The 26,106-nt window shown below is 68.4% G+C and carries 19 protein-coding genes and 1 pseudogene; 9 read left to right on the forward strand and 11 right to left on the reverse strand.

The window, feature by feature from the left end; all coding sequences use genetic code 11:
• Positions 1 to 26: 26 nt before the first annotated feature.
• Positions 27 to 629: pseudogene (grxD, locus tag ACVCL3_RS09545) on the forward strand (Grx4 family monothiol glutaredoxin); the annotation flags it as partial.
• Between the two features lie 60 nt (positions 630 to 689).
• Here grxD and ACVCL3_RS09550 read toward each other — a convergent pair.
• The gene (locus ACVCL3_RS09550; protein WP_447101102.1) at positions 690 to 2,009 is read right to left on the reverse strand and encodes an aspartyl/asparaginyl beta-hydroxylase domain-containing protein; all 1,320 of its coding nucleotides are present in this window, start codon (positions 2,007 to 2,009) and stop codon (positions 690 to 692) included.
• A gap of 149 nt (positions 2,010 to 2,158) precedes the next feature.
• Between ACVCL3_RS09550 and ACVCL3_RS09555 the strand changes: the two genes are divergently transcribed.
• A complete protein-coding gene (locus tag ACVCL3_RS09555; RefSeq protein ID WP_447101103.1) occupies positions 2,159 to 3,742 on the forward strand; it encodes a tetratricopeptide repeat-containing sulfotransferase family protein in 1,584 nt (527 codons plus the stop codon).
• A 6-nt stretch (positions 3,743 to 3,748) separates the two neighbouring features.
• Positions 3,749 to 5,386, forward strand: a complete 1,638-nt coding sequence (locus ACVCL3_RS09560) for a tetratricopeptide repeat-containing sulfotransferase family protein (protein WP_447101104.1) — start codon at positions 3,749 to 3,751, stop codon at positions 5,384 to 5,386.
• Between the two features lie 131 nt (positions 5,387 to 5,517).
• Here the strand turns inward: ACVCL3_RS09560 and ACVCL3_RS09565 are convergent, their stop codons facing one another.
• Positions 5,518 to 7,389, reverse strand: coding sequence for a sulfotransferase (locus ACVCL3_RS09565; RefSeq protein WP_447101105.1), 1,872 nt, complete (start codon positions 7,387 to 7,389; stop codon positions 5,518 to 5,520).
• Positions 7,390 to 7,413: 24 nt separating this feature from the next.
• Complete coding sequence (locus ACVCL3_RS09570; protein ID WP_447101106.1) at positions 7,414 to 10,353, reverse strand: TonB-dependent receptor plug domain-containing protein; 2,940 nt, start codon at positions 10,351 to 10,353, stop codon at positions 7,414 to 7,416.
• Positions 10,354 to 10,760: 407 nt separating this feature from the next.
• Here ACVCL3_RS09570 and ACVCL3_RS09575 point away from each other — a divergent pair, with 407 nt between their 5' ends.
• Positions 10,761 to 11,705, forward strand: coding sequence for a DegV family protein (locus tag ACVCL3_RS09575; RefSeq protein WP_447101515.1), 945 nt, complete (start codon positions 10,761 to 10,763; stop codon positions 11,703 to 11,705).
• A 22-nt stretch (positions 11,706 to 11,727) separates the two neighbouring features.
• On the opposite strand, the gene ACVCL3_RS09580 is transcribed toward ACVCL3_RS09575, so the two are convergent.
• A complete protein-coding gene (locus ACVCL3_RS09580) occupies positions 11,728 to 12,522 on the reverse strand; it encodes an SDR family oxidoreductase (protein WP_447101107.1) in 795 nt (264 codons plus the stop codon).
• A gap of 109 nt (positions 12,523 to 12,631) precedes the next feature.
• Here ACVCL3_RS09580 and ACVCL3_RS09585 point away from each other — a divergent pair, with 109 nt between their 5' ends.
• Complete coding sequence (locus ACVCL3_RS09585) at positions 12,632 to 12,838, forward strand: hypothetical protein (protein WP_395121077.1); 207 nt, start codon at positions 12,632 to 12,634, stop codon at positions 12,836 to 12,838.
• 9 nt (positions 12,839 to 12,847) lie between these two features.
• Here ACVCL3_RS09585 and sppA read toward each other — a convergent pair whose 3' ends face one another.
• A complete protein-coding gene (sppA, locus tag ACVCL3_RS09590) occupies positions 12,848 to 14,713 on the reverse strand; it encodes a signal peptide peptidase SppA (RefSeq protein WP_447101108.1) in 1,866 nt (621 codons plus the stop codon).
• A 17-nt stretch (positions 14,714 to 14,730) separates the two neighbouring features.
• A complete protein-coding gene (locus ACVCL3_RS09595) occupies positions 14,731 to 16,134 on the reverse strand; it encodes an MATE family efflux transporter (RefSeq protein WP_447101109.1) in 1,404 nt (467 codons plus the stop codon).
• A 106-nt stretch (positions 16,135 to 16,240) separates the two neighbouring features.
• Here ACVCL3_RS09595 and ACVCL3_RS09600 point away from each other — a divergent pair, with 106 nt between their 5' ends.
• Positions 16,241 to 17,434: a DUF3667 domain-containing protein gene (locus ACVCL3_RS09600; RefSeq protein ID WP_447097466.1), complete on the forward strand. Its 1,194-nt coding sequence runs from the start codon at positions 16,241 to 16,243 to the stop codon at positions 17,432 to 17,434.
• A gap of 374 nt (positions 17,435 to 17,808) precedes the next feature.
• Positions 17,809 to 19,983 (forward strand): primosomal protein N', encoded by a 2,175-nt coding sequence (locus ACVCL3_RS09605; RefSeq protein WP_447097467.1) that lies wholly within the window; start codon positions 17,809 to 17,811, stop codon positions 19,981 to 19,983.
• Positions 19,984 to 19,989: 6 nt separating this feature from the next.
• Here the strand turns inward: ACVCL3_RS09605 and tatC are convergent, their stop codons facing one another.
• Genes tatC through ACVCL3_RS09625 form a run of 4 tightly spaced genes read right to left on the reverse strand, consistent with a single transcriptional unit; the run spans position 19,990 to position 22,218 of the window.
• Positions 19,990 to 20,763, reverse strand: a complete 774-nt coding sequence (gene tatC / locus ACVCL3_RS09610; protein WP_395121072.1) for a twin-arginine translocase subunit TatC — start codon at positions 20,761 to 20,763, stop codon at positions 19,990 to 19,992.
• The gene (tatB, locus tag ACVCL3_RS09615) at positions 20,750 to 21,184 is read right to left on the reverse strand and encodes a Sec-independent protein translocase protein TatB (protein WP_447101110.1); all 435 of its coding nucleotides are present in this window, start codon (positions 21,182 to 21,184) and stop codon (positions 20,750 to 20,752) included. Before tatB ends, tatC begins: the two co-directional genes overlap by 14 nt.
• Positions 21,185 to 21,208: 24 nt before the next feature.
• Entirely contained in the window at positions 21,209 to 21,472 is a 264-nt protein-coding gene (tatA, locus tag ACVCL3_RS09620; protein WP_395121070.1) for a Sec-independent protein translocase subunit TatA, read from the reverse strand.
• Positions 21,473 to 21,528: 56 nt separating this feature from the next.
• Positions 21,529 to 22,218 carry a lipid-binding SYLF domain-containing protein gene (locus ACVCL3_RS09625; RefSeq protein ID WP_395121069.1) on the reverse strand — a complete coding sequence of 230 codons (690 nt, stop codon included), beginning with the start codon at positions 22,216 to 22,218 and terminating at the stop codon, positions 21,529 to 21,531.
• A 108-nt stretch (positions 22,219 to 22,326) separates the two neighbouring features.
• Between ACVCL3_RS09625 and hemH the strand changes: the two genes are divergently transcribed.
• Positions 22,327 to 23,382 carry a ferrochelatase gene (hemH, locus tag ACVCL3_RS09630; RefSeq protein ID WP_447101111.1) on the forward strand — a complete coding sequence of 352 codons (1,056 nt, stop codon included), beginning with the start codon at positions 22,327 to 22,329 and terminating at the stop codon, positions 23,380 to 23,382.
• A complete protein-coding gene (locus ACVCL3_RS09635) occupies positions 23,379 to 24,233 on the forward strand; it encodes an alpha/beta fold hydrolase (protein ID WP_447101112.1) in 855 nt (284 codons plus the stop codon). Before hemH ends, ACVCL3_RS09635 begins: the two co-directional genes overlap by 4 nt.
• Before the next feature lie 88 nt (positions 24,234 to 24,321).
• On the opposite strand, the gene ACVCL3_RS09640 is transcribed toward ACVCL3_RS09635, so the two are convergent.
• Positions 24,322 to 26,028: a dipeptidyl-peptidase 3 family protein gene (locus ACVCL3_RS09640; protein WP_447101113.1), complete on the reverse strand. Its 1,707-nt coding sequence runs from the start codon at positions 26,026 to 26,028 to the stop codon at positions 24,322 to 24,324.
• Positions 26,029 to 26,106 lie beyond the last annotated feature (78 nt).

The raw sequence follows: 26,106 nt of genomic DNA on the forward strand, positions 1-26,106 counted from the left end.
ATTTGCCCCTTTCCTAGGAGCCCTGCATGTCACTGGACAACACCACCCGCGAACGCATCGAAGGCCTGCTCAAGGAGCACCGCGTGGTGCTGTTCATGAAAGGCGACCGCCACCAGCCGATGTGCGGTTTCTCCGCCGCCGCGACCAACACGCTCAACGAGCTGCTGCCGGAGTACCACACGGTCAATGTGCTGGACGACCCGGAGATCCGCGAGGGCATCAAGCTCTACGGCGAGTGGCCCACGATCCCGCAGCTGTACGTCGGCGGCGAGCTGATCGGCGGCGCCGACATCATCAGCCAGATGTACCGCAGCGGCGAACTGCATGCGGTGTTCGGCATGCCGGCACCGGATCGCACTCCGCCGGAAATCACCATCACCGATGCCGCCGCCGAGGCGATCCGCCAGGGCACGGCCAATGCGCAAGGCATGGTCCTGCACCTGGAAATCGGCCCGGATCACGGCGCCGGCTTCCAGCTGGCACCGGCCGGCGAACATGACGTGGTGACGCAGTCCAACGGACTGGAAGTGCATTTCGACCCCGCCAGCGCCCAGCGCGCGCGCGGCATCGTCATCGACTGGGTTTCCACCGTGCAGGGCGAGGGACTCAGCCTGACCTTCCCCGGCGCGAAGTAAGCACGCCTTCGCCCACCCGGCCGGCTCTGCGCCGGCCCGGGCGGCCGGACCCCATCAGGCTTGCGCGGGCGGGGCGGTGGCGTCGTTGAAATCGCTGATCGCCTCGACCAGGTCGGTCACCGCGGCCCGCTCGGCCTCGCTCAGGTCGGGGTTCCAGCTGTCCAGGATCAGCACCACGCGGGTTTCGCCGCTGCGGTTCCACGCCTCGTGGAGGAAGGTGTCGTCGAACGTCACGCACTTGCCGGGCTGCCAGACATGCTCCTGGCCACCGACGTTGATGGCGCAATGGTCCGGCACGATCAGCGGCAGATGGGTGACCAGCCGGGTGTTGGTGACCCCGCGATGCGGCAGGATGTGCGTGCCAGGCCGCAGCACCGAGAACAGCGTCTCCGGCGCGTGGTCGCGGATGCGGACCAGCGGCAACCGGTCGAGGATGCCGGCGGTGATCGGGCAGGCCGCGCAATGGTCGTCGTAGCGCTTGCCGTGGCGATAGAAGAAGTACGCGTCCCACGCCGCCTCGTCCTTGCCCCACGACTTCAGCATCTCGCCCGTCGCCGCCCCGGCGGACGTGCCCAGGAAGGGTTCGAGATCGCGCGCTGCGCCCAGCTGCTCTTCCAGTTCGCCCCGGATATCGTCGGTTGCCTGCTCGAGCGCTTCCAGCCAAGGGAAACGCGAGCGCTCGTAGTAGGGCTGGCTCGGCACGCCGGCGAAGTAGAGGAATTTCGGCTGCTGGCGGGCGTCGGGGATGTTCGCCGGCTGCTCGCCAAGATAGATCGAAAGGCTTTGCTCGACGCGGGTCAGCTCCGACGCGCCGTAACGATCGCGCAGAGGCTCCAGCACCTCGCTGAACAAGCGGCGACGTTCGCGGTTCACGTAGTTGATGGCGTACTTCACCAGCTCGCGCACGGCCGGTGCGGTGGTCTGGTCGTTCGTCCAGCGGCCCTGGTTCTGCGCCGTGCGGATGGCGGTGTACCAGGTCACCAGCGCATCGTGTGCGCGCCCGAGCTGTTCCTGCGCCACGCCGAGCTGCAGCCGCGCGACAAATGCCTGCGGCGCCAGTTGCAGGCTGCGCTGCAGCGTGCCGGCGGCGTCGCCGAAATCGCCATTGGCCAGTTGCACTGCCCCCAGCAGCTGCAACAGGTCGACCCGCTCCGGTTCCCGCGCGACAGCGTGCAATGACAGATCCCTCGCCGGAACCAGCTCGCCGCGCGCGTAATGGCGGCTGGCCAGGAAACTGAGCGCCTCGACATCGTGCGGCAGCAGTTCCAGCAGGTGACGGAAGAACTGCTCGGCCGTTTCCGGGTCACGCCGTTGCAACCGCTCGTGGGCGGCGCGGCGGCAGGCTTCGGGAGTCAGCGGGTGGGTCATGTCCATGGAACAGTGCCTTGGAGTGCTGCCGTGCGCCAGCACGGGCGGGAGCCAAACGGGCATAATACGCGTTCATTGCCGCTCGATGGTGGCAGCCGGACTGCGCCGGACGCGCCTTCGGCCACGGCTCACCCAAACCGGATCGTGGAGAAAGCATGGCAACACGGCTGGATGGACTTACCCCGACCACCGCCCGCCGCGTCGTCGCGGCGGGCGAGTCGCTCGACGCGGGACGCGTGGAGGAGGCGATGCAGCAATTGGCGGGCATCGAGCGCAGCGAGGCGCACCATCCGGAAATCCTGCGCATGCACGCCGGCATCCTCGGCATGCGCGGTCAGCACCGCGACGCCATCGCCGTCATGCGCGACGCCATGGCGATGCGGCCCGACGACCCGGTCTACCACAACACGCTGGGCAGCCTGCAAGGCCAGGCGGGCGATTACGACGCGGCAATCGAATCGCTGCGGCGCAGCTGCGAGCTGCAGCCGACGCTGGGCATGGCCTGGTACAACCTGGGCGTGATGCTGACGCGCTCGGTGCGCAACGACGAGGCCACCGCGGCGCTGCAACGCGCCGTAGAGCTGGAACCACGCCACATGCAGGCACGTGCGCTGCTTGCCGACATCCTGCGCATGCAGGGTCGTGCTGACGAGGCCGCGGCCGAGTATCGGCGCGTGCTGGCCGAGAACCCCGGCGCGGGCATGGCATGGTGGGGCCTGGCCGACCTGCGCAGCGGCCAGTTCAGCGAGGAAGACATCGCCAGCATGCAGGCGACGCTGCAGGACCGGCGCAACAGCGACGACGACCTGATCGCGACCGGCTTCGCGCTGGCCGCCGCGCTGCACGATCATGGTCACCCGGCAGCCGCCCTGCGGGCCATCGAGCAGGCCAACAACCTGGCGCGACGCCGCCGGCACTGGGATCGCGGCGCGTTCTCCGCCAGCGTGACGGCGCTCAACCAGGCGTTCGACCCGCCACCCGAAGGCGCGCCCGGCGAGCTGGGAAGGGAGGTGATCTTCATCGTCGGCCTGCCGCGCTCCGGCTCCACCCTGGTCGAGCAGATCCTCGCCTCGCATTCCCGGGTGGAGGGCGCCGGCGAGCTGTCCGACCTCCCGCAGGTGCTGGCCGAGGAATCGCGTCGGCGCGGACAACCTTTCCCGCAGTGGGTGAAAGCCATGCAGCCGGCCGACTGGCAGCGACTGGGCCAGCGTTACCTCGAGCGGACCGCACACTGGCGGCGCCATCGTCCGATGTTCACCGACAAGCTCCCCAGCAACTGGATCTATGCCGGCGCGATCCGCGCCATGCTGCCGCAGGCACGCATCATCGGCTGTCGGCGCGATCCGCTCGAGACCTGCTTCTCGTGCTACCGGCAACGCCTGGAGAACAACGAGTACACCCGCGACTTCGACGATCTGGCCAGCTTCTGGGGCGATTTCGATCGCAGCCTCACGCATTGGCAGCGGCTGCATCCGCAGCACGTGCTGGAGTTCCGCCACGAGGATCTGCAGGCCGATCCGCCGCAGCATATCCGCGCGCTGCTGGATTTCTGCGACCTGCCCTACGAGGAGGCTTGCGAACGCTTCCACGAAAGCAGCCGCGAGGTGCGCTCGCCCAGCGCCAGCCAGGTGCGTCAGCCGCTGCGGCGCGACACCGCGCACACCGCGGCTTACGCCGAGCTGCTCGATCCGCTGCGCCGGGCGCTCGGATTGGCGCCGTGGAAGTCCGCGGTCCACTGAGCCGGGATGAGCGCGACCGACAAGCCCGGTTCAGTCGCCGCCCGGCGCGAACAGGCCTTGACCGAACATCTGCGGCGGGCCGCATCGACGCCGGACGACGGCAAGCTGCTGCTCCAGGCCTGGACTGACGCCACCGACGCCGAGTGGCTGGCGCTGATCCAGCGCCTGATGCTGGAACGCGACCACTGCACGTGGAACATGCTGCAGCATGCACTGCAGGCCCATCCCCGCTCCACTGCATTGCGTCAGGCGCAGGCGGGCCTGCTGCTCCAGCGTGGCGACGCCCGCGCCGCCGAAGAGCTGCTGCGGGCGCTGCTGGCGGAACCCTCGGCGCAGTTGGCCAGCAGTTTCATGCTGGCGCGGCTGCTGAAGGGCCAGGGCCGCATGCGCGCAGTCGCCGACGTGATGCGCGGTGCGTTCCCTGCGTCCGGGGGCGACCTCGAACAGCGCATCCAGGCCATCGAGTTGCTGGACGACTGCGGGCGCAAGCACGATGCGGCGGACCTTGCCGAGGTGGAGATCGCGGCCGGTAATGCCGATCCGCGGCTGCATGCCTACGCCGGCATGCTGCAGGCGCAACTGGGCCGCTTCGACGTGGCGCGCGAGCGCTATGCCTTCGTGGCGGCCAACAGCCCGCAGGCTCCCGACTGGCACGTGCCGCAGGGGCTGGCGGGGCTGCAACGCTATGCCGATGCCGGTCATCCTGACTTTGCCCTGTTTCGCCGCTACCTGGCCGCGCCGTTGAACGACGACGCCCGCACGTCGCTGCTGTTTGCGCTGGGCAAGGCCCATGACGACATCGGCGAGTACGCCCAGGCAGCGCACTTCCTGCGCGATGCCAACGCCCGCGCCGCGGCCAAGGCGCACTGGTCGCGCAAGCGGTGGGCGCGGAGCATCGAAGTTCGGCGCAAGCGTCGGCTGCCCGCGGTCACCCTTGAGCCCGAGCCGGGCTGGACGCCCGTGTTCATCGTCGGAGTACCGCGTTCGGGTACCACCCTGGTGGCGCGACAGCTGGCGGAGCATGCGCTGGTCTGCCATCGCGGCGAATCGCCGTGGCTGCCCGCGCTGGCCGAACGGATCGACGGCACGGAGGGCGGGGATTATCGGCAACGACTGGCTGACGCCGCAGCGACATACGCCGCACAGCTGCGCCAGGACGATGCGCCCGCGGCGCGCTGGTTCATCGACAAGCAGCCGCGCAACTTCCTGCATGTCGACCTGATTCTTTCCTTGTTCCCGAACGCGAGGATCATCCAGTGCCAGCGTCGCGCGCGCGACATCGCGCTGTCGCTGTGGATGCAGTCATTCCACGACCGCAGCCTGGATTTCTCCTGCGACTTCGCCGACATCGCGGCCTACATCCGCGGCGCGCGTCAATTGATGGCCGGCTGGCAGGCACGCTACCCGCACGCCGTGCGAACGATCCGCTACGAGGAGCTGACGGCGGACCCGACGACATGCCTGGACGGGCTGACGCAATGGCTCGGCTTGCCGCCATCCCGGGTCGCACGCACCGACGACGATCACGCGATCAGCACCGCCAGCCTGTGGCAGGCGCGCCAGCCGGTCCACACGCACTCGGTCGATCGGTGGCGCTGTTACGCGCCGTTCCTGCCCGAGCTCATGCAGATCGCCGAGGACTGAGCCTGCACCGAAACGGCACGGCATCCGCCGCGAGGCCAGCGCGCCTGATTCGGGCGGGCAAGAGCGTGCACGCGCCGGACCTGCGATCGAAAGCCACGGGCGTGCTTCTTTTCGCGGACCGCGGATGCGGCTCAGTGACCGCCTTCCGTCGTGTAGCCCCAGTGGTCGAGCATGGGCCGCAGGATCGCCTGGGCCGGCGCCAGCGCCTCGCCGTAGCGCAGCCAGCGGCCCAGACCCTTGCGGTTGACCGGCTGGATCACCTGCGTATAGCTGGGCGTGGCGATGTAGCCCTTCTGCCGCGCGTGCCTGTCGAAATCGAGCAGCGGCGAGGCATCGTCCAGGCCAAGGAAATCACCGATGCGTTGCGTCTGCGCCGCCGGATCGGTCACCAGGTCCTCGTAGCGCGAGACCAGCACCGAAGGCTGGAAAACCTCGACGTGGTGGAGCCACGACTGCATCGCCTCGACGTAGGCCTGTGCCAGGCGCTCAAGTGAGGCACCGGCCGCCGCCAGCACGCTGGCACGATAGTTCTGCATGTAGTTGCTGATCAGCACGTCGCAGGGATGGCGCAGGGCCAGGATGAACCGTGCTTGCGGGAACAGGCGGTGGATCATCGGCAGCCACAGCATGTTCAACGGGTTCTTGTCGACCAGGCGACTGTCCCAGCGCCGGGCGATCTTCGAGCACACCATGGAGACGTAGCCCTTGCGCAGTTCGTCGCAGGCATGCTGGTCGAGCCGGGCGATATCGGCGGGCATGTGCAGGCCATGGTCCGCGAGTTGGTCGGCGAGCAGGTTGAAGAACGGCCGCTCGTCCATCGACTGCAAGGTCGGATGGGCATCCAGCATCTGCTCGAGCAGGGTGGTGCCGGAGCGCGGGAAGCCGACGATGAATACGGGCGAGTCCTTCGATTCCGGGGCGGACAGGTGTGGCCAGCGCTCGTAATCCTCCCGCGTCACGCGGGCGACGGCAGCCGGCAGAAGTGGTGCGCCGGGTTCGAATCGCGCCGGCACCGCCTGCTTCAGCTCCTCTACCTGAAGGGCATGCGCCTCGGCCAGCGCAGCCAGGGTGGCCTCGACGTCACCGAGCTTGTCGCAAGCCTCGGCGAGCGCGAAATAGTGCGCGAAATCGTAGTCGTGGCGCGGACCGGTCTGCTCCAGCAGCTCGCGCGCGCCGGCATGATTGCCGCTGCGCGCCTCCAGTGCGGCGGACAGATGGGCAAGGTCGCGTCGCTGGGCGTCGTCGAGCTTCCCGGCCTGAGCGCTGATCTCCTGCATCACGGCGCGCGAGCGGTCGAGCTGGTTGACCCGCTCGTAGACCGCCGCCAGCAGCAACCGCGCGCCCAGTGAGGGCGTGGAGCGGGCGCAAAGGTCTTCCAGCAGCACCCGCGACGCGTTGGCATCGCCCATGACCAGTTTGAGATCCGCCAGTTGGGCCTGCAGCTCGTCGTCCAGGGGCATCCACTCACGCCAGTGCTCGGTGAGCTGGTCGGCCCGGTAATCGCGGCAGACCGCGCAGGCGCGCGCGGCATGGATGCGTGCCGCGACCGAGTCCGGCGCCAGCACCGTGGCCTTGAGCAGGGAGTCCCGCGCCGCCAGGAAGTCCCGGTCGTGGAACTGCAGCAGACCGCGGTTGATCCATTGCTCCGCATTGTCCGGCGCCAGCCGCAGCGCCATGTCGACGGCACGCGCCGCCTCGGCCAGCTGTCCGTCCTGGCGCAGCACGGTGGCGTAGTTGCCCCAGTGGACCGCGTCCCCGGGGCACAGCTCCACCAGCCGGGCGTAGACCGGCAGGGCGTCGGCCCGCCTGTTCTGATGCGATAGCGCGAGAGCCAGCAGGAACAAGGTGTCAGGGTCGTCTCCGCCTTGCGCCAGCGCCTGGCGGCACAACGCTTCGGCGACGTCCGGACGGCCGGTTTGCAGAGCAGCGATGATGTCTTGGTTGGTCACGATGGCACCAAAAAAAGAGCCGCGCAGGAACCCCTGCGCGGCTCGTTGCAACATGTCAGCCGAAGCCGACGCGAACGATCAGAACTTCACTTCCACGCGGCCCCAGAAGTAGCGACCCTGCAGGTCGAAGTCGCTGGGATCGGTGTTGGCGTTGAGCGTGTTGTTCGCGTACAGGAACGGCGGCTGCTTGTCGGCGACGTTGTTCACGCCGAACGACACGCGGGTGTTGAGCGGCTCGATGTTGTAGCCGATCGACACGTCGCTGTAGATCGTCGAACCGAACTTCATCACGTAGTTGGGATAGCTCGGGATCGGCGACGCGGTGTAGCTCGGAGCCGCCCGGCCCATCTGGAACCCGCCGATGTAGCGCATGCGCCAGGACGCATCCCAGTTGCCCAGGTTCCAGTTCACGAAGCCCTTGCCGCGCCAGCGCGGGAACAGGCAAACGCCACCGCCGCTCGGGCACGAAGCCGACTCGGGCGAACCGTAGAAGCCGAAGTAGCCGGCGTCATGATAGACGACGTTGGCGTCCGAACCCGGCGCCGTCTGCTGGTCGTAACGGGTCAGGTAGGTGCCGTCCACGCCCACCACGAAGTTGCCGAAGCTGAACTGCGGCAGCTTGTAGCGCACCGAGAAGTCCACGCCGCTGGCGTCGGTACGGCCCAGGTTACCGGTCGGCTCGCCGATCTGGATGATCTGGCCCGGGTCGTTGGAGTTCAGCGGCTTGCGCGTGATCAGCGGGCAGAACTTGGTGTTGCCGGCATAGCACTGGTCAAGCACCGTCTGGGCACCGATCGAGGTGATCGTGTCGGTCAGGTACAGGCGCCAGTAGTCCGCGCTCATCGACAGGCCCGGAGCCCAGCTCGGCGAGTAGACCGCGCCGAAGTCGAACGAGCGACCCTGCTCCGGACCGAGCGGGAAGTTGAAGTACTGCGAACCGGCGGCAATGCCCTTGCTCTGCTGGCCCAGGGCGACGTCGCGGTCGACGAAGGTGCCGTCGGTCGGCACGCCCACGCAAGCCGGGTTGCCGGCGGTGGTGATGCCGTCGCAGGGATCGTTGCTGAGCTTCGGTGCGTCGCTGAGCGGAGCTCCGAACACATCCGACGTGGTCGGGGCACGGAAGACGTCGGACACGGTGCCACGCAGCAGCAGGTCCTGGATCGGCTTGTATTCCAGCGCGAACTTGAAGTTGTTGGTGCTGCCGAAGGTGCTGTACTTGGAGTAGCGGTCACCGATGGTGACGTTCAGCGCCTGGATGCCCGGCAGGTTGCTGAGCACCGGGATGAACAGCTCGCCGTAGCCTTCCTTCACGTTGTAGCCACCCTGGAGGGGCGAGCTGCACTGGCTGCCCAAGGTGCAGTTGCCGGTCTCCGGGTCGAGCAGCAGCACCGGGTCGACCGTGCTGTGGGTGTACTCCTTGCGATACGACGCACCGAAGGCGAGCTGCACGGTGCCGGCCGGCAGGTCGAACAGACCGCCGGTGAGGTTGGCCGAGTAGGTCTTCTGGATGTCGATCTGGTTGTTGATGGCCGGCGAGGCGATCTTCTGCAGCACGGCGACCGAGTTCGGATCGAACTGGTTGAACGGGTTGAACGGGGTGCAGCCGGCGATGATGTTGCCCGGCGTACCGCACTTCACCACGCCGTCGGTGTCCATGAACGACGGACCGAGGTCCTTGTTCATCAGGTCCACGTTGGGCAGGCCGCGGGTGATCGTGTTCGAGGACAGGTGGCCGTAGTTGTAGCCGGCATTCCAGGTCCAGTTCTGGCCGAAGACGTCGAAATCGCCCTGCAGGCCCGTCGCCACCTGGTCGGTGGTCAGACCGAAGTTGGCCGAGCGGTTGCCGGCCGATACCAGGCGCAGGCGGAAGTCATTGCCATCCGGGTTGAAGTCCACGCCGAACGGGTTGTAGTAGCTGTCCTTGGAGATGTAGCCACCGTAGATGACACCGAACAGCGACGGCGCCAGCTGGAAGCCGGAAGTCGTCTTGTTGTGGTACGCGGAGAGGTAGGCCTGGACGTGGTCGCCCAGGTTGTAGGTGCCCTTGATGAAGCCGCTGGTGCGCTCCTGCGGGGTCTGGATCAGGTTGACGGTCGCGTAGTTGTACTTGTCGTCGTTGCCGAAGCAGTGATAGTCGGTATTGACGTTCTGACCGCTGGCACCCGGATTCAGCGCCACGTTCTTGCAGCCGTACTGGGCCTGCAGCGCGGCCGGCAACTGGATGTTGCCGTAGGCCGGGAAGCTGGAACCGCCGATGTACGAGTAGATCGCGCTGTTCGGGCTGCCGGTGATCGAGACCGAGTTCTTCGAGAAGTCGCGGTTCGAAGCCTCCACGCCATCGGTCTTGTTGTAGTCGATGCCACCCATGATGCTGCCCTTGTCGCCGGTCTGACCGAACGTGAAGGAGTAGCCGGTGGACTTGCCGTCGTTGCGATCGGATTCACCGTAGGTCGCCGAGAACTGCGCGCCCTGGTAGTCCTTCTTGAGCACGAAGTTGACCACGCCGGCGATTGCGTCGGAGCCGTAGATGGCGGACGCGCCGTCGGTCAGCACTTCAACGCGCTCGATCATGTCGACCGGAATCGTGTTGGGGTCGGTGTTGACGACGCGACGGCCGTCGACAAGGATCAGGGTGCGCTGCGAACCCAGGCCGCGCAGGCCGATCGAGGAGCCGCCGGTGCCGCCGGCGTTGTTGACCTGCGGATTGACCACGCCGCCGGTGACGGAGGGCAGTTCCTGCACCAGATCGCCCACGGTCAGGGCGCCAGTGGCCTTGATCTGCTGCGCGTCCATGATCACGACCGGATTCGAGGTCTCCAGGTCGACACGGCGGATGTTGGAGCCGGTGACCACCACCGTCTGCAGCGTCTGTGCCTTCTGGGTGCTGGGCTGGTTGGCCGCATCCTGGTTGCCCGTGTCCTGGGCGAAGGCCGTGCCGGAAGCACCGACCGCAATGACAGCACCCAGCGAAAGCGCCAGGCGAACTGCCGAAGAAAGTTTCTTGACCCCAAGTTTCATTACGACACCCTCCGAATTGATTTTTGTCATGGGCCTGCACCGCTCAGCCCAGAAGTACAACCCGACCTGTTCTCAGACCGATGGATTTCGGACCCATGAGCTCCCGATCCGCGCCGATACTAACAGGCAAATAACGCTATGTGAACCGACATCATACACTTGGCGAAGCGTCGTCATTCAGCCTTTGTTGAACCGTCTGGCGCGGCCGCTTCGGCATTTCGGCCGTGAAAAGCGGCGCGGCGGCCCGATGCTGCAATACAGCATCGGGCCGCCGCGAGAAGCAGGGGCAGGACGCGCCACCGCCCGACCAGCCGTACCGCAAAAAGGTCGCACGTGCTCCGCTGACGGCCTTGGTGTGGCAGGCTACGTGCTATGTTCTGATGGTCACTCATGGCGGGGGCGACATGATGCGGATGGGCTTGGCAATCGACGCGGCCTGCGACCTGTCGCAGTCCTTCCTGGAACGGAACAACATCGCCGTCATGCCGATCACGGTGAAGATCGACGGCGAAACGTTCATGGACGATCGCAAGCCCGGCGAACTGCAGCGATTCATCGCTCGCCGGCTGGGCAGCCGCAGCCATTCGGCAGAGACCGAGCCTTGCCCGGTGGAGGACGTGCAGCAGTTGTTCCTGGGCAAGCTGGTGCTGGAACAGGATTGCGTGTTCTGCCTGACCATCACCGCCACGCGCAGCCCGATCAACGACAACGTCAACAAGGCGAGCTTCGCCATCCTGAAAAACTACCGCCAGGTCCGCGAGCAGGCCGGGGTGGCCGGACCGTTCATGATGCGCGTGATCGACACCCGCAACATCTTCGCCGGCGCCGCACCGGTGGTGTACGCGGCCACCCGCATGATCGCCGCCGGCGCCGCACCCGCGGCGATCCGCGAGCGGTTGCTGGATCTCGCCAACCACACCTACGGCTACATGCTGCCGCGCGACCTTTATTACATTCGCGCGCGTGCCAAGAAGAAGAACGATCGCAGCGTCAGCCTGTTCACCGCGATGCTGGGTTCGGCACTGGACATCAAGCCGATCCTGCGCTGCTTCCGCGGCGAGACCGGCCCGGTAGGCAAGGTGCGCGGCTTCGAGCAGGGCGCCGAAGCCCTGTTCGGCTACGCCGCCAAGCGGGTCAGGGCCGGCCTGCTGGTGCCGTTGGTCTGCGTCAGCTACGGCGGGGACCTGGCCGTGCTGGACCAGTTTCCCGGGTACGCCGAGCTGCGCGCGGCGTGCGAAGAAAGCGGCGTCGAACTGATGGAAGCCCCGATGAGCATCACCGGCATGGTGAATGTCGGCGAAGGCGCGGTCACCCTGGGCCTGGTGGCCGAGGAGCACGAAGCGGAGTTCTGAGGCCGCCGCCGCGCTCCGCGGCTCAGAACCCGTACGAGAGAAACCCGCCATCCACCGCCAGCACCTGGCCGGTGACGTAGCCGGCGGCCGGCAGGCACAGGAAGGCGATCGCGGCGGCGACCTCCTCGGGCTCGCCGATGCGTCGCAGCGGCGTGCGGTCGAGTACCTCGTCCAGGTAATCCGGGTCGGCCAGCGCGGGCTCCGAGCGCTGGGTGCGGATGTACCAGGGTGCGACCGCGTTGACGCGGATGCCGTCCACCGCCCACTCCGCCGCCAGGTTGCGGGTGAGCTGGTGCAGCGCCGCCTTGCTCATGCCGTAGGGCGAGCCGGTGCGCACATGGGTGACCGCCGAGACCGAGCCGACGTTGACGATCGCCGCATTGGCGTGCTGGACCAGGTGCGGATGGGCCAGCCGGCACATCGCGAAGGCGGAAAACAGGTTCTGCTCGAAGATCGCGTGGCAGGCCTCGTCGCTGTAATCGAGGGTGGCAGCGCTCTGGTTGCCGCCGGCATTGTTGACCAGCAGCGACAGCGGCACGCCCAGGTCGGCAATCCAGTCGAACACCGCCAGGCGCTCCTCTGCCTCGGCCAGGTCGGCGCCACAGGCGAGCACCTGCACTGCGGGGAAGTCCTCGGCCAGCTCGACGCGTACCTGCTCCAGGTAGTCTTCGTCGCGGGCCACCAGCAGCAGGTCGGCGCCGTGGCCGGCCAGTTCGCGCGCCGTGGCCAGGCCGATGCCCTTGCTCGCGCCGGTCACCAGGGCGGTATGCCCGCGCAGTTGCCACGCGTCCGCGCGGTTGTACGGGAGGCTGTTCATGACGCCAGCTTAGCAACGTGTCCGTGCTCGCGCGCGGCTGCCGGCAACAGCTTGCCTGCCGCGTCGCGCGGCGGGACACTCGCAGCGTCATCTCGCCGAGAACCGCTCAATGAAGCCGCTGCCGATCCTGCTTTGCGTGCTGGCCCTGGCCGCCTGTTCGAACAAGCCGCCCGAGCCGGAGGCCAAGCCCGCCGCTGCCGCCAGCACGCCCTTCGATGCGCTGAAGGCGGACGAGCAGCGGGCGAAGGACGTGCAGAAACTGGTCGACAAGCACGCCGAGGAGCAGCGCAAGCAGATCGAGGCGCAACAGCAGTAACGCCGCGCCTCAGCGCGGACTGCACAGGCAGTCGGCGTAGATGTTCGGCGTGCCGGCCTTGGCGTGGCGCAGCAGCTCAAGCTCCGGCGCCAGCTCGGGCAATTGCGCGAACCAGCGCGGCAGGCGCACGCCCCACGATTGCAACACGCGCGTGGCGGCCTCGTGGTTGAGGTTGACCAGGAAGCGCTCGAAACCGCCCAGCGGGGCCTCCTCGTAGCGCACCGGATAATCCTTGCCGAGCTTGGCCAGCGTCGCGGCCTCGATCACGGCGTCGCGCAGCCCGCCGAGCCGGTCGACGAGGCCGCGCTCGAGTGCCTGACGGCCGGTCCACACGCGGCCCTGCGCGATCGCGTCGATGGCCTGGTACGTCTTGCCCCGAGCCGCGGCGACCTTGCCGACGAAATCGCGGTAGCCCTTGTCGATGACGGCCTGGATCACCGTGCCGACCTTCGGATCGAGCGGGCGGGTGATGTCGAAGGCTCCGGCCATCGGGCCGGTTGCGACGCCGTCGCTGTGGATGCCGAGCTTGGCCAGCGTGCCGGGCACCGTGTAATACATGCCGAAGATGCCGATCGAGCCGGTGATGGTGTTCGGCTCGGCCAGGATGCGATTGGCGTTCATCGAGATCCAGTAGCCGCCGCTGGCCGCCACGTTGCCCATCGACACCACCACCGGGATGCCGGCCGCGCGGGTCTGCGCCACTTCGCGGCGAATTTCCTCGGCGGCGTAGACCTCGCCGCCGGGCGAATTCACGCGCAGCACCAATGCCTTGGTGCGGTGGTCCTCGCGCGCGGCGCGGATCAGCGCGGCGGTGGACTCGCCGCCGATCGTGCCCGGCGCGCGCTTGCCGCCGACGATCTCGCCTTCGGCCACCACGACCGTCACGCCGGGCGCGAGCAGCTTGCCCTCGCGCGGCCGGTGGTCGACGTAGCGCGCCAGATCGACCTGGCGGAAGCCCCGCTGCTTCTCCCCGGCCGGCACGCCTTGCCCGCGCAGCATCGCGATCAGCTCGGCGCGGGTGGCGGTGCCATCGATCAGATGCTGGTCCAGCGCCAGTTTGGCCAGATCGCCCTGGGTGCTGGCGATGTGCTGCGGCAGGTTGTCGACGTCGTCGCGCAGCGCGGCCGGGTCGATCTTGCGCAGGCCGGCCACCTCGTCGAGGTAGCCGTCCCACAAGCCGTCCATCCAGTAGCTGTCGGCCTGCTTCGCCTCGGCCGAGGCGTGGTCGAGGATGTACGGTTCGGCCGCGCTCTTGAACTCGCCGACGCGGAACAGGTGCACGTCGACGCCGAGCTTGTCGAGCAGATCCTTGTAGAACAGGCGGTAGTTGGCCAGCCCGGTGAGCATCACGCCGCCCTGCGGGTCGAGCAGCACCCGGTCGGCGTGGGCAGCGAGGTAATACTGGCCCTGGTCGAGATTGACGCCCCAGGCGATCACCGGCTTGCCGGCGGCACGGAAACGGTCCAGCGCCGCGCCCACCTCGCGCAACGCCGCGAAGCCGCTGCTGTCCAGATCGCCTGGCAAGAGCAGGATGCGGCTGATCCGCGCATCCTTCGCCGCGGCGTCGATCGCGCCGACCAGATCGCGCAGTTGCACCTGACTGACGTCTTCGCCGGAGAGCCGCGACATCGCCCGCTGCAGCGGCGCGGCGCTGTATTGCTCGACCAGTTGCCCCTGCGGCTTGAGCACCAGCACGCTGCCCGGCAGTACGCCATGCTCGTCGGCGGCGGTGACGGCCACCACCAGAATGAGCACGATCGCCAGGAACGCGAAGAACACCACGTTGATGATGATCAGCCGCACCACGTTGAGACCGTGCCCCAGTTGCTGCAGCGCGCTGCGGCGGCGGGACGGGGGCGGCAGGGGTGGAGTCATGGAAAGGGTCCCGGGGATCAGGCGTCAAGCGTAACCGGTCGGGCCACGGCGGTCATGGCAGCCGCCCGCCAGCGCTGCTTCCACGCGCTGCGCCAGAACCGCACGAACAGCATCACCGCCGCCACCGACAGGCCCGCGATCAGGCCGACCCACATGCCGCGCGCGCCCATGCCGTGGTGGAAGGCCAGCCACCAGCCCACCGGCATGCCTACCACCCAGTACGAGAACAAGGTGATCGCCATCGGCACGCGGGTGTCCTTCAACCCGCGCAGCGCGCCGTTGGCGGCGACCTGGACGCCATCGGAGAACTGGAACAGTCCGGCCAGCATGATCAGCTGCGCGGCCAGCGCGATCACCCGGTTGTCGTGCGTATACAGCGACGCGATGAAGTGCGGCAGGCTCAGCATCAGCGCCGCCGACAGCAGTTGCGTCCCGAGCGTCAGGCCGATGCCGCAGAAGCCGGCGTAGCGCACCCCCTGCTCGTCGCCGCGACCCACCGCGTTGCCCACCCGCACGGTGATTGCCATCGCCAGGCCCAGCGGGATCATGAAGAACAGCGAGGCGATGTTGATGGCCACCTGGTGGCTGGCGATCACGTCCTCGCCCAGGGTGGCGATGATCAGCGCGGTGGCCACGAACAATCCGGCCTCAGCCAGCAGCGTCACCGCCATCGGTGCCCCGATATGCACCAGTTGGCCGATCCGGTGCAGGTCCGGCCACTCGAAGCGCTCGAACAGGCCCAGCCCGCGGTAGTTGCGCCGGAAGATCACGTAGATGCCGAACGCCAGCAACTCCAGCCACAACACGATCGCGGTGGCCACGCCGCAGCCGTGCGCGCCCTGCGGCGGGATGCCCAGCTTGCCAAACATCAATACATAGCCCAGCGGCACCAGCAGCACCAGCCCGCCGAGGCTGAAGTACATCGACGGCCGCGTCATCGACAGGCCTTCGGACAGGCCGCGCAAGGCGAAATAGCAAGTCAGCGCCGGCGCGCCCCAGCTGATCGCCAGCAGGAAGCGCTGCACGTCGTGGCGCAGGCTCGCCGTCACCCCGATCAGCTCGATCAGCGGCTCCGCATGGCGCACCGCGAACCACAGCAGCGCGCCCATGCCCAGCGCCAGCCACAGCGCCTGGTGGAACACCGCGCCGACCTCATGGCGCCGACCGGCACCGTCCAGCTGCGCCACCGACGGCGGCACCGCCATCATCATGCCGATGCCGCAGACGATCGCCAGCGACCAGATGCTGGCGCCCACCGCCACCGCGCCCAGCACGTGCGCGCTGACGTGGCCGGCCAGCACCGCGTCGATCACGTTGCTGCCGACCGCCGCCAGCTGCGCGGCGATCAACGGCAGCGCCAGGCGCACGGTGGCGCGCACCTCATGCCGCAGGCGCGCACGCTCGGGACAAAACGGATTCATGACACGATCTGACTCCAGGGCCGCGCATTTTACCCGAGCCATCGGTCATGGGTACGACGCGGCCCGCCTGTGCGAAGATCGGCGGCGCCGTTGCCCGGGGACCCCGATGCCGCAAGCCCTCACCTTGCCCACCGAAAGCCACTGCGCCAATTGCGGCGCCGTGCTGCAGGGCGAGTTCTGCCACGCCTGCGGACAATCGGTACGCAGCGTGCTGCGGCCGGTGCACGGCATGCTGGAGGACACACTCGACCTGGTGGCCAACTGGGACGGCCGCGTGGTGCACACCTTGCCGCCGCTCCTGCTGCGGCCGGGCTTCCTCACCCTGGAGTACTTCGCCGGCCGCCGCGTGCGCTACCTGGCGCCGTTCCGCACCATGTTCCTGTTGTGCCTGGCCGCATTCTTCCTGCTGCCGATGGCGCTGGACACCGGCGGCGCCGCGGACACGCCGATGAAGGTGACCGTGGCCGGCGCGAGCTTCCAGGATGCGAAAACCCCGGCCGAGGTGGATCGCCTGCTGAAGAAGCAGCTCAAGCAGTTCGCGCCGACCGAGCAGATCCCGGTGGTCGGTTCGCTGGCCGCGCAGCAACTGGACAAGGCGCGCCTGCAACTGACCCGCGAGGCGATGCAGCGGCGCATCGAGCTGGGCGACACCACCGCGGTGGTGCCGCAGACGGTTGCCGACCTGCCCGCGCTGCCTGCCCCGCGCGCGCCCTCCGAAGCGGCCCGGCACAATCCGCTGGACATGGCCTGGGACGCGCAGAAATACCCGGTCCACGTGAGCTGGCTGCCCGATTTCCTCAACACGCGGATGAACCGGTCGTTGCAGCGCATGCACGACAACCTCGCCGCCATGCGCGGTCCGGGCGATCATTCCGCCGTCAAGGCACGCCTGCTGGGCCAGGTGCTCGCCGCCCTGCCGGGGACGATGTTCTTCATGCTGCCGGCGTTCGCCCTGCTGCTGAAGGTGATGTACCTGTTCCGCCGCCGCCTGTACGTCGAGCATCTCATCGTGGCCCTGCACAGCCACGCCTTCCTGTTCCTGTGCCTGCTGCTGGGGGTGCTGTTCCAGTTGCTGGCGGTGGCGCTGGAGCCACACGCGCCCTGGCTTTCCACGCCGCTGGGCTGGCTGATCAACGCACTCTGGATCTGGGCGCCGATCTACCTGCTGGTGATGCAGAAGCGCGTCTACCGGCAGGGCTGGCCGATGACGGTGCTGAAGTATCTGGTGGTCGGCTGGTGCTACTGCTGGCTGTTGGCGTTCGCCATCCTCGGCGCCGCCGCGATGGGCTTGGCGGAATGAGCGCCCGGGGAGGTTTTGCACAGCACCGCAACGCCCGGCAAGGATGTGACGGGCATTTGTCGATTCTGTGAACGGTGACCGAACCCGTTTTGCAAGTCGTTGAATAAAATCCGGTTTTATTCATGACGAAAAGCTCGCCAAGCCGTCACGGAAGGCGCCACGACGGGCTTCGCGGGCTGCGCTCCCCGCCGCATCCACAGAGTTATCCACAGCGATTGTGGATAAGCATGAAAACACCGTAGCCATAGCGACTTACCCGGAACTTCTCGACCTTCGGCCAGCAAGTGCACGCAACTCGACGGGTCGCTGCGGGTGCCGGCGGGGCGGGCCGAAAAGCACCCTCGGTTACACTGGCGGACGCCATCGAGGTCCCCATGCCGACCGTTCTTCGCGTCGCCCTGCCGCTGCCGCTGCCCACCTTGTTCGACTACCTGCCGCCCGCCGGGGATGTGCCGCGCCCGGGCAGCCGGGTGCTGGTGCCGTTCGGCCGCGACAAGCTGGTCGGCGTGGTGGTGGAGAGCGGTGTCGAATCGACGCTGGACGGCCCCCGGCTCAAACCGGTGCTGCGGGCGCTGGACGACGACCCCCTGCTCGACGCCGAACTGCTGCAGACGCTGGCCTGGGCCACCGACTACTGGCTGGGCGCGCCGGGCGAGGTCTGCACCAATGCGCTGCCGCTGGCGCTGCGCGAAGCCCGGCCGCTGCCGGCAATCGGCGAGGAATACTGGGCGCTCACCGCGACCGGCCGCGAAGCGCTCGCGGCCGGCAGTCGCCGTGGCGGCAGCCGCGCCCTGCTGGCTCTGCTGGCTGACGGCGCGCTCGGCGCGCAGGAGCTCAACGAGCGCCAGAGCGGCTGGCGCGAGGCCGCCCGGCGCCTCGCCGCTGCCAACCTGGTCGAGCGCCGCGACCGACCGCCGACCGAACCGCGTGCCCCCCCATCGACGGCTCCCGTCCTCAGCGACGAGCAGCAGCAAGCGGTGGCCGCCGTCGGGGCCAGCCTCGGCCAGTACCAGCCGTTCCTGCTCGATGGCGTCACCGGCAGCGGCAAGACCGAGGTCTACTTGGCGCTGATCGAGCAGGTGCTGGCGCAAGGCCGCCAGGCGCTACTGCTGGTGCCGGAGATCGGCCTGGCGCCGCAGACCGTGCGCCGCCTGCGCGAGCGGCTGGGCGTGGCGGTGGAGGTGCTGCACTCCAATCTCGCCGAAGGCGACCGCGCGCGCGCCTGGCTGCGTGCCCGTGCCGGCACCGCGCGGGTGATCCTGGGCACGCGTTCGGCGATCTTCACGCCGCTGCCGCAGGCCGGCCTGATCATCGTCGACGAGGAGCACGACGCCTCCTACAAGCAGCAGGAAGGCTTTCGCTACCACGCCCGCGACCTGGCCGTGGTGCGCGCCCGCGCGCTGGGCGTCCCGGTGCTGCTGGGCTCGGGCACGCCGTCACTGGAGTCGTTGGCCAACGCCGAGGCCGGCCGCTACCGCCAGCTGCACCTGCGCGCGCGACCCGGCGCGGTGCGGGCGCCGCAGGTGCAGATCATCGACATCCGCGCCCAGCGGCTGCAGCACGGCTTGTCGCCGGCGCTGCTGAGTGCGGTGGCCGAGACGATCGCGCGCGGCGAGCAGGCGCTGGTATTCCGCAACCGCCGCGGCTATGCGCCGGTGCTGCTGTGCCACGCCTGCGGCTGGCACGCCGAATGCCCGAGCTGCCAGCGCCCGCTGACCCTGCACGCGGGGCGGCGCCAGCTGATTTGCCATCACTGCGACCGCCGCCAGCGCATGCCCACGGCGTGCCCGGCCTGCGGCGCCGTTGAACTGACCGCCCAGGGCCACGGCACCGAACGACTGGAAGAAGCGCTGCTGGCGCACTTCCCCGGAGTGCCGGTGCTGCGCGTGGATCGCGAAACCACCCGGCGCAAGGATGCCCTCGAGACGATGCTGGCGACGCTGGACGACGCCCAGCCGGCGATCCTGGTCGGCACCCAGATGCTGGCCAAGGGCCACGACCTGCCCAACCTCACCTTGGTCGCGATCGTCGGCGTGGACGAGGGCCTGCACAGCGTGGATTTCCGCGCCGAGGAACGGCTGGCGCAACTGGTGGTGCAGGTCGCCGGCCGCGCCGGCCGCGCGCGCAAGCCCGGGCAGGTGCTGCTGCAGACGCACCAGCCCGACCACCCGCTGCTGCGCAACCTGCTCGCCCACGGCTACGCGGCCACGGCGCGCGAGCTGCTGGCCGAGCGCCGGCTGACCGGGCTGCCACCCTTCAGCCACCAGGTGCTGCTGCGTGCCGAGGCGACCGCGCGCGAGGCGGTCGATGCGTTCCTTGCCGCCGCCCATGCCGCGCTGCCCGCCGGCGCGGCGCTGCAGATCGCGGGCCCGATGCCGGCGCCGATGGCGCTGCGCGCCGGGCGCCAGCGCGGCCAGTTGCTGATCGAATCGGCCAGCCGCGCGGGCTTGCGCAACGTGTTGCGGCCGTGGCAACTGGCGCTGGGCGCACTGCCGACCGCACGCAAGGTGCGCTGGTCGCTGGACGTCGACCCGATCGACCTGTACTGACGGACTTCAGTCGGCGTCCGGTGCCGGCGAACGCGGCGGGATCAGCCAGCGCACCGCCAGCACGCCCACCTCGTACAGCAGGCACATCGGGATGCCCAGCATCAGCATCGAGGTGATGTCCGGCGGCGTGATCACCGCGGCCACGCCGAAGGCGCCCACGATCGCGTAGCGGCGGCCGCTGCGCAGCTTGTCCAGATCCACCACGCCGATCGCCGCCAGCACCACCACCGCCACCGGCACCTCGAAACACAGGCCGAAGGCGAAGAACATCAGCATCACGAAATCCAGGTACTGGCTGATGTCGGTCATCATCTCCACGCCATTGGGCGTGACCGCCACCAGGAAGCGGAACGCCGCCGGCAGCACCAGGAAATAGGCAAACGCGCAGCCGAGATAGAACAGCGCCATCGCCGCCACCAGCAGCGGCCGCGCCAGGCGTTTCTCGTGCTTGTACAGGCCGGGGCTGACGAACGCCCACAACTGGTACAGGATCACCGGCATGCTGATGAACAGCGCCAGGTAGAAGGCCAGCTTCAACGGCGTGATGAACGGGCTGGTGACGCCGGTGGCGATCAGGTGCGCGCCTTCGGGCAGGCGCGCCACCAGCGGCGCAGCCAGTTGCGAATAGAGCCGGTTGGCGAACGGCACCAGCGCCAGCAGCACCAGCACCAGCGCGGCCAGCGACTTGAGCAGGCGCGTGCGCAGTTCGAGCAGATGGGAGAACAGCCCCTGCTGCAGGTCGCCCTCAGGCCCGGATTCGGGCGTGTCAGCGGTCGCCATGGGTCACCTGGCGGGTCGGGGCCGCGGGTCGGTCGGTGGTCGGCTCGCCCAGTGGCAATTCGGCCTGCGGGCCGGGTTCGGCGGGCTCCTCCGCGGGAGCGGCGACCGGCTCGTTCAGCGATTCGCCGGCTGCGGTGACTTCACCGACGATCTGCGCCAGCGGTTCGCGCACCTGGCCCACGCCGTCCTTGACCTGCTGCTGCGCGGCTTCGGCCTGCGCCGCCGCCTCGCGCGCGGCGCGGCGGATCTCCTCGACCTGCAATTCGCGCTCCACCTCGGCGCGCACGTCGTCCCAGCCGCGGCGCACGCGGCGCATCAGCGCGCCGGCGGTGCGCGCCGCACCGGGCAACTTCTCCGGGCCGAGCACGATCAGGGCGATCAACGCGAGCAGGACCAGTTTGCCGAGGCTGAACTCGATCATCGTCGCGCACCAGCCGCCGCCGGCCTAGCGGGTTTCGCTGGAGTCGCGCTGACTCTGCGTCGCGGCGGGATCGGCCGGCTTGGGATCGGCGCGCAACTGCTCGGCCTCCTTGCGGCGGGCGTCCTCGTCGTCCTTCTTCTTCGCCTCGTCGTCGCCGCTGAGGCCCTTCTTGAAGCCGCGGATGGCCTCGCCCAGGTCCGGACCCAAGTTGCGGATTTTCTTGGTGCCGAAGAGCAGCAGCACGATCACCAGGAAAATGAGCCAATGCCAGACGCTGTCAAAACCCATGGTCAACCTCGAGGCCGATTCCAGCCGAACAAAGCTGGCGCCAATCGCGCCGTCAGTTACTGTGAAGTGTACTCCTCGAGCTGGTCGCGGAACTTCACGACCGGCGCAGGGACGTTGCTGACGCCGCCTTCGAAAATGCGGCGCGGCGTGATGCCCGCGCCATACACGGCGGCATTCGCATCATAGTCGATGCGCAGCGCCGCGCCATCCAGTGCGACACCGGCGAACAGGCCGCGGCTGCGCGAGTAGGAGTAGATCTCCGCCTTCAGTTGCGCATCGGTCGAGGCGTGCGCGGTGCGCCCGACCGGGCCGGCGGCGGCAGCGGCATCGGCGCCCAGGGTGAACTTGCCGTTCACGATCGAATCGACGCCCTTCTGGGTGCGGAACACCAGCACCACGTCGGTGGACGACACGCCGGCCTGGAAACCCACGCTGCCGCCGGTCATGGTGATGAAGCTGGGGTTGGACCAGGTGCCGTCCGCGGCCTTGACCGAGACCAGGCCTTCGCCGCGGCGGCCGCCGAAGACGAAACCGACCTTGAGCATGCCGGGAATCACCGCGATCGCCCTGGCGTCGCGCAGCAGGTCGCGCGGAATCGCCTTGTCGGGCGCCTGCATGATTTCGTTGAGCACCGTCACCGCATTGGTCGCGCGCACCAGCGGCGGGTCCTCAGCGTGCGCCGCGGTCAGCGGCAGCAGCAGGGCAAGGCCGATCAGCAACACGTGGGGCAGCATGGTCTTGGACATGGGAGCTCCATAGGCTTGAGATGATTTCGTCGGGCGTCGGCTGCCGGCGTGCTTGTGGCAGACTGCGGTTTGTGGCCGGTACGACCGCGCCGCTTCACGACTGTCACGATGCCCTTGCCCGATCACTATACCGGCGTTGCCGGCCATTCCCACGAGGCCGCACCGGCCACCGTTCAGGCTGGCGTGCTGCTGGTCAACCTGGGCACGCCGACCGCGCCGACCGCCGCCGCCGTGCGCCCCTACCTGGCCGAGTTCCTCGGTGACCGCCGGGTGATCGATTACCCGCGCTGGCGGTGGTGGCCGATCCTGCACGGGGTGATCCTGCGCGTGCGGCCGAAACGTTCCGCGCACGCCTATGCGCGGATCTGGGACGAACGCGGCTCACCCTTGCGCTACCTCAGCGAGGCGCTGGCCGCGGCGCTGCAGGCCGAGTTCGATCGCCGGCAACCCGGCACGCTGCGGGTGGCACTGGCGATGCGCTATGGCGAGCCGTCGGTGGTACGCGCCGTCGAACAGCTGCAGCGCGAGGGCGTGCGCCGGCTGCTGGTGCTGCCGCTGTACCCGCAATACTCGGCGACCTCCACCGGTTCCGTCATCGACGCCGTCGCCGACGCGCTCAAGACGCTGCGCTGGCCGCCGGAGCTGCGCCTGGTCAACGATTACCACGACGACGACGGCCACATCGAAGCGCTGGCCACCAGCATCGAACGCTGGTGGGCGGCCAACGGCCGCGGCGAGAAACTGCTGCTGTCGTTCCACGGCATTCCCGAGCGCTACGTGCGGCTCGGCGATCCCTACGCGGAACAATGCCGGCGCACCGCGCAACTGCTGCGCGAACGGTTGCAGCTGGGCGAAGCGGACATGGTCGTCAGTTTCCAGTCGCGAGTGGGGCGCGAGCGCTGGCTGCAACCGTATACCGATGCCACCGTGCGCCGGCTCGCTGCCGACGGCGTGCGCAGGCTCGACGTGGCCTGCCCCGGCTTCGCGGTGGACTGCCTGGAGACGCTGGAGGAGATCGCGATGCAGAACCGCGACTTCTTCACCGAAGCCGGCGGCGAGACGCTGCGCTACATCCCCGCACTGAACGACAGCGCCGAACAGGTGGCCGGCCTCGCCGCGCTGATACACCGACACCTCGGTGGCTGGCCGGAAGGCGGCGCATGACCGAACCGGTCGAGCGGCGCATCGCGCTGCCCGCGTCGACGCTGGCAGCGCAAGTCTGGGGCGAGGCCACGTTGCCACCGCTGCTGGCCCTGCACGGCTGGCTCGACAACGCCGGAAGCTTCGCGCGCCTGGCGCCGCGATTGGCCGCGCGCTGGCAGGTGATCGCGCTGGACCTGCCGGGCCATGGCCATTCCGGCCATCTCCCCGCCGGCGCCAGCTACCACTACGTCGACCACGTGCAGGCGGTGCTGTCAGCCGTCGACGCGCTGCAGCTGGATCGCTACGCGTTGCTCGGCCACTCGTTGGGTGCCGGCATCGCCAGCCTGGTCGCTGCGGCGCGGCCCGAGCGGATCGAGCGCCTGCTGCTGATCGAAGGCCTCGGCCCGCTCGGCGACGACGGTTCGCACACGCTGCAGCGCTTCCGTGACGCGCTGGCGCCACGCGAGAGCAACGGCAAGCCGCTGCGGGTGTTCCGCGACGTCGCCCAGGCGATCAGCGCACGCAGCATCGCCAGTGGCCTGCCCGCCGAACAGGCACGGTCGATCGTCGAGCGCGGCCTGCTCGAAACCGACGGCGGCTGGTGCTGGCGCAGCGACCCGCGGCTGACCCGTTCCAGCGCCGTGCGGATGGCTGAGGCGCAAGTGCACGCGCTGCTGCGCGGCATCACCGCACCCACCGCGCTGTTGCTGGCGCAGCCGACGACGCCTTACCTGCCCGACGCGATGATGCAGACCCGCGCCGCTTGCGTGGCGCACATCGCAGTCAGTCACATGGACGGCGGCCACCACCTGCACCTCGAACACCCGCAAGCCGTCACCGACTGGATCAAAAACTCGTCACCGCTGCCGTAGGGCGGGCAATGCCCGCCGCACTGCATGACGACACAAGGCAGGAGCAGAAGCCGGCGGGCAGTGCCCGCCCTACCGCGTCCGAGACTCGTCAGAGCTTCTTCAGGCCCAGCACGTCCAGACCCTGCTCGAAGCGGATGTCGACCGGGATATGCGCCTGGTCGAGCCGTTTCAGGTCGCCGGCCAGCTCGGCGTCGACGGCGCCCATCTGGTCGGTGAGCCGCTTGGCCGCTTCGTAGTCGCCGTCGCCCTGGATGGTCAGCAGCTTGGCCGACAGCGCGTTCATCGCCGCGGTCATCTTGTCGAAGTCGACGCGGTAGCGGCCAGTGTTCTCGTCACGGCTGAACGCGCCCTGCTGCTTGAAGAAGTTGAAGCGCACCATGTTCGCCTTGGCATGCGCGTCGCTGGCGCCGAAGCGCACCGAGCGCAGGATGCCGGCGAGGAAGGTGACGTAGTTGTCCATCAGCTTCGACTTGTCCAGCTCGCCCTTGTCGGCCAGCTTGCTGACCATGTACAGGCCGAGGATGTCGGCCTTGCCTTCCTCGAAGCTGGAGGCCTGGTCTTTCAGCGCCTTGCGCACGGTGCCTTTGCCGTCCAGCGTGTTCTTGATGCCCAGGCCGTGCGCCACTTCGTGGAACATGGTGTTCTGGAAGAATGCGTCGAAGGTGAGGTTCTTCTGCTGGTCTTCGGCGATCAGTTCATGCGCGATCGGCAGCATGATCTTGTCGAACTTCGCCTGCATCACGTTTTCCAGCTGCAGCCGGCGCGTGCCCTTCTTCAGCTGCACCTGCTCGTCGTTGGGCAGGTTGATCGCGATGGTCTTGGCGCCGACGTTGGCGTCGCCGCCGTAGTAGATCGCGAAGTAGGCGTTGAGGTCGGCGTCGGAGCCGGGCTTCTCGGCCTTGTACTTGTCGGCCACCGGCAAGCCGCGCTGCAGTTCGGGCAGGTATTTGGCGAAGCGCGCGAGCTTCGCGCTCCACGCCTGGTCCTTGATCAGCACGTAGGATTCGTAGCTGGCCTTGTAGCCGTAGAGCTGGTCCTCGTAGGTCTCGATCGGACCGATCACGATGTCGACCGGGTTGCTCTTCATGTCCATCCAGGCGAAGTCGCTGGGCTGGTAGTCGTCGCTCAGCAGCGCGTCGGCGCGCATCGTCAGGTACTTGCGGAAGCCGGCGTCCTTTGCCAGTTTCGCGGCTTCGCGCAGCAGGCCGGCAGTCTTTTCCAGTTCGGCCTTGTACGCCTCGTGGTAGGGCACGGTGACCAGCTGGCCCTGCGCGTCGCGGCGCAGCAGGGTGTACAGCGCGGTCTTGTCCTTGAGCGGCGACTGCTCGAACTGCTCCTTCGTCATGTCGGCCGGGTAGAACTGCGCGCCGGCCGGGCGCGGGCCGATGCCGTCGACGAAGGGCTTGTCGTTGTCCAGCCGGTCCCACGGGCCGTAGTTGATCTCGGCGAATTCGCGCACCGCCGGGTCGCCGATCTTCGCCAGCAGCGCGTCACGGTCGCCCCAGCTCTGCTTCCAGTACAGCGCGTTCATGCTGTCGGCGGCCTCCACCAGCAGGGCGATCATCTGCTTCTGCCCGGCATCGAACGCCGACAGGTCCGCCGTGAGTTTCACCGTGGCGTAGTCGGACAGATGCCGCTGCACCTGTGCCGCCGTCTCGATGGCAGCGGGCGCGACCACGGAGGTCGTCGGCGCGGGCGCCAGCTCTTCCTTCGACACCGGCTGCGCGGCGTCGGGATGGGAGGAGCAGGCGGACAGCGCGAGCAGCAGGCAGGCGGGAAGCAGGCGTCGCAGCATGATCGTGTCCTGGCGAGAGAATGTTGCATGGTATCGCTCCGGCGGCACGGGGATACCTGACCGGTTGCACATGCGGCC

The sequence above is a fragment of the Rhodanobacter sp. UC4437_H4 genome (genome assembly GCF_052978425.1).

Coding starts and splice junctions, on each gene's coding strand:
- ACVCL3_RS09585 (WP_395121077.1), top strand. CDS start 12,632: ATGAAGCCGCTGCCGATCCTGCTTTGCGTGCTGGCCCTGGCCGCCTGT.
- ACVCL3_RS09570 (WP_447101106.1), bottom strand. CDS start 10,353: ATGAAACTTGGGGTCAAGAAACTTTCTTCGGCAGTTCGCCTGGCGCTT.
- ACVCL3_RS09635 (WP_447101112.1), top strand. CDS start 23,379: ATGACCGAACCGGTCGAGCGGCGCATCGCGCTGCCCGCGTCGACGCTG.
- hemH (WP_447101111.1), top strand. CDS start 22,327: ATGCCCTTGCCCGATCACTATACCGGCGTTGCCGGCCATTCCCACGAG.
- ACVCL3_RS09575 (WP_447101515.1), top strand. CDS start 10,761: ATGCGGATGGGCTTGGCAATCGACGCGGCCTGCGACCTGTCGCAGTCC.
- ACVCL3_RS09580 (WP_447101107.1), bottom strand. CDS start 12,522: ATGAACAGCCTCCCGTACAACCGCGCGGACGCGTGGCAACTGCGCGGG.
- ACVCL3_RS09550 (WP_447101102.1), bottom strand. CDS start 2,009: ATGGACATGACCCACCCGCTGACTCCCGAAGCCTGCCGCCGCGCCGCC.
- ACVCL3_RS09595 (WP_447101109.1), bottom strand. CDS start 16,134: ATGAATCCGTTTTGTCCCGAGCGTGCGCGCCTGCGGCATGAGGTGCGC.
- sppA (WP_447101108.1), bottom strand. CDS start 14,713: ATGACTCCACCCCTGCCGCCCCCGTCCCGCCGCCGCAGCGCGCTGCAG.
- ACVCL3_RS09625 (WP_395121069.1), bottom strand. CDS start 22,218: ATGTCCAAGACCATGCTGCCCCACGTGTTGCTGATCGGCCTTGCCCTG.
- ACVCL3_RS09560 (WP_447101104.1), top strand. CDS start 3,749: ATGAGCGCGACCGACAAGCCCGGTTCAGTCGCCGCCCGGCGCGAACAG.
- ACVCL3_RS09600 (WP_447097466.1), top strand. CDS start 16,241: ATGCCGCAAGCCCTCACCTTGCCCACCGAAAGCCACTGCGCCAATTGC.
- ACVCL3_RS09605 (WP_447097467.1), top strand. CDS start 17,809: ATGCCGACCGTTCTTCGCGTCGCCCTGCCGCTGCCGCTGCCCACCTTG.
- tatB (WP_447101110.1), bottom strand. CDS start 21,184: ATGATCGAGTTCAGCCTCGGCAAACTGGTCCTGCTCGCGTTGATCGCC.
- ACVCL3_RS09565 (WP_447101105.1), bottom strand. CDS start 7,389: ATGTTGCAACGAGCCGCGCAGGGGTTCCTGCGCGGCTCTTTTTTTGGT.
- tatC (WP_395121072.1), bottom strand. CDS start 20,763: ATGGCGACCGCTGACACGCCCGAATCCGGGCCTGAGGGCGACCTGCAG.
- ACVCL3_RS09640 (WP_447101113.1), bottom strand. CDS start 26,028: ATGCTGCGACGCCTGCTTCCCGCCTGCCTGCTGCTCGCGCTGTCCGCC.
- tatA (WP_395121070.1), bottom strand. CDS start 21,472: ATGGGTTTTGACAGCGTCTGGCATTGGCTCATTTTCCTGGTGATCGTG.
- ACVCL3_RS09555 (WP_447101103.1), top strand. CDS start 2,159: ATGGCAACACGGCTGGATGGACTTACCCCGACCACCGCCCGCCGCGTC.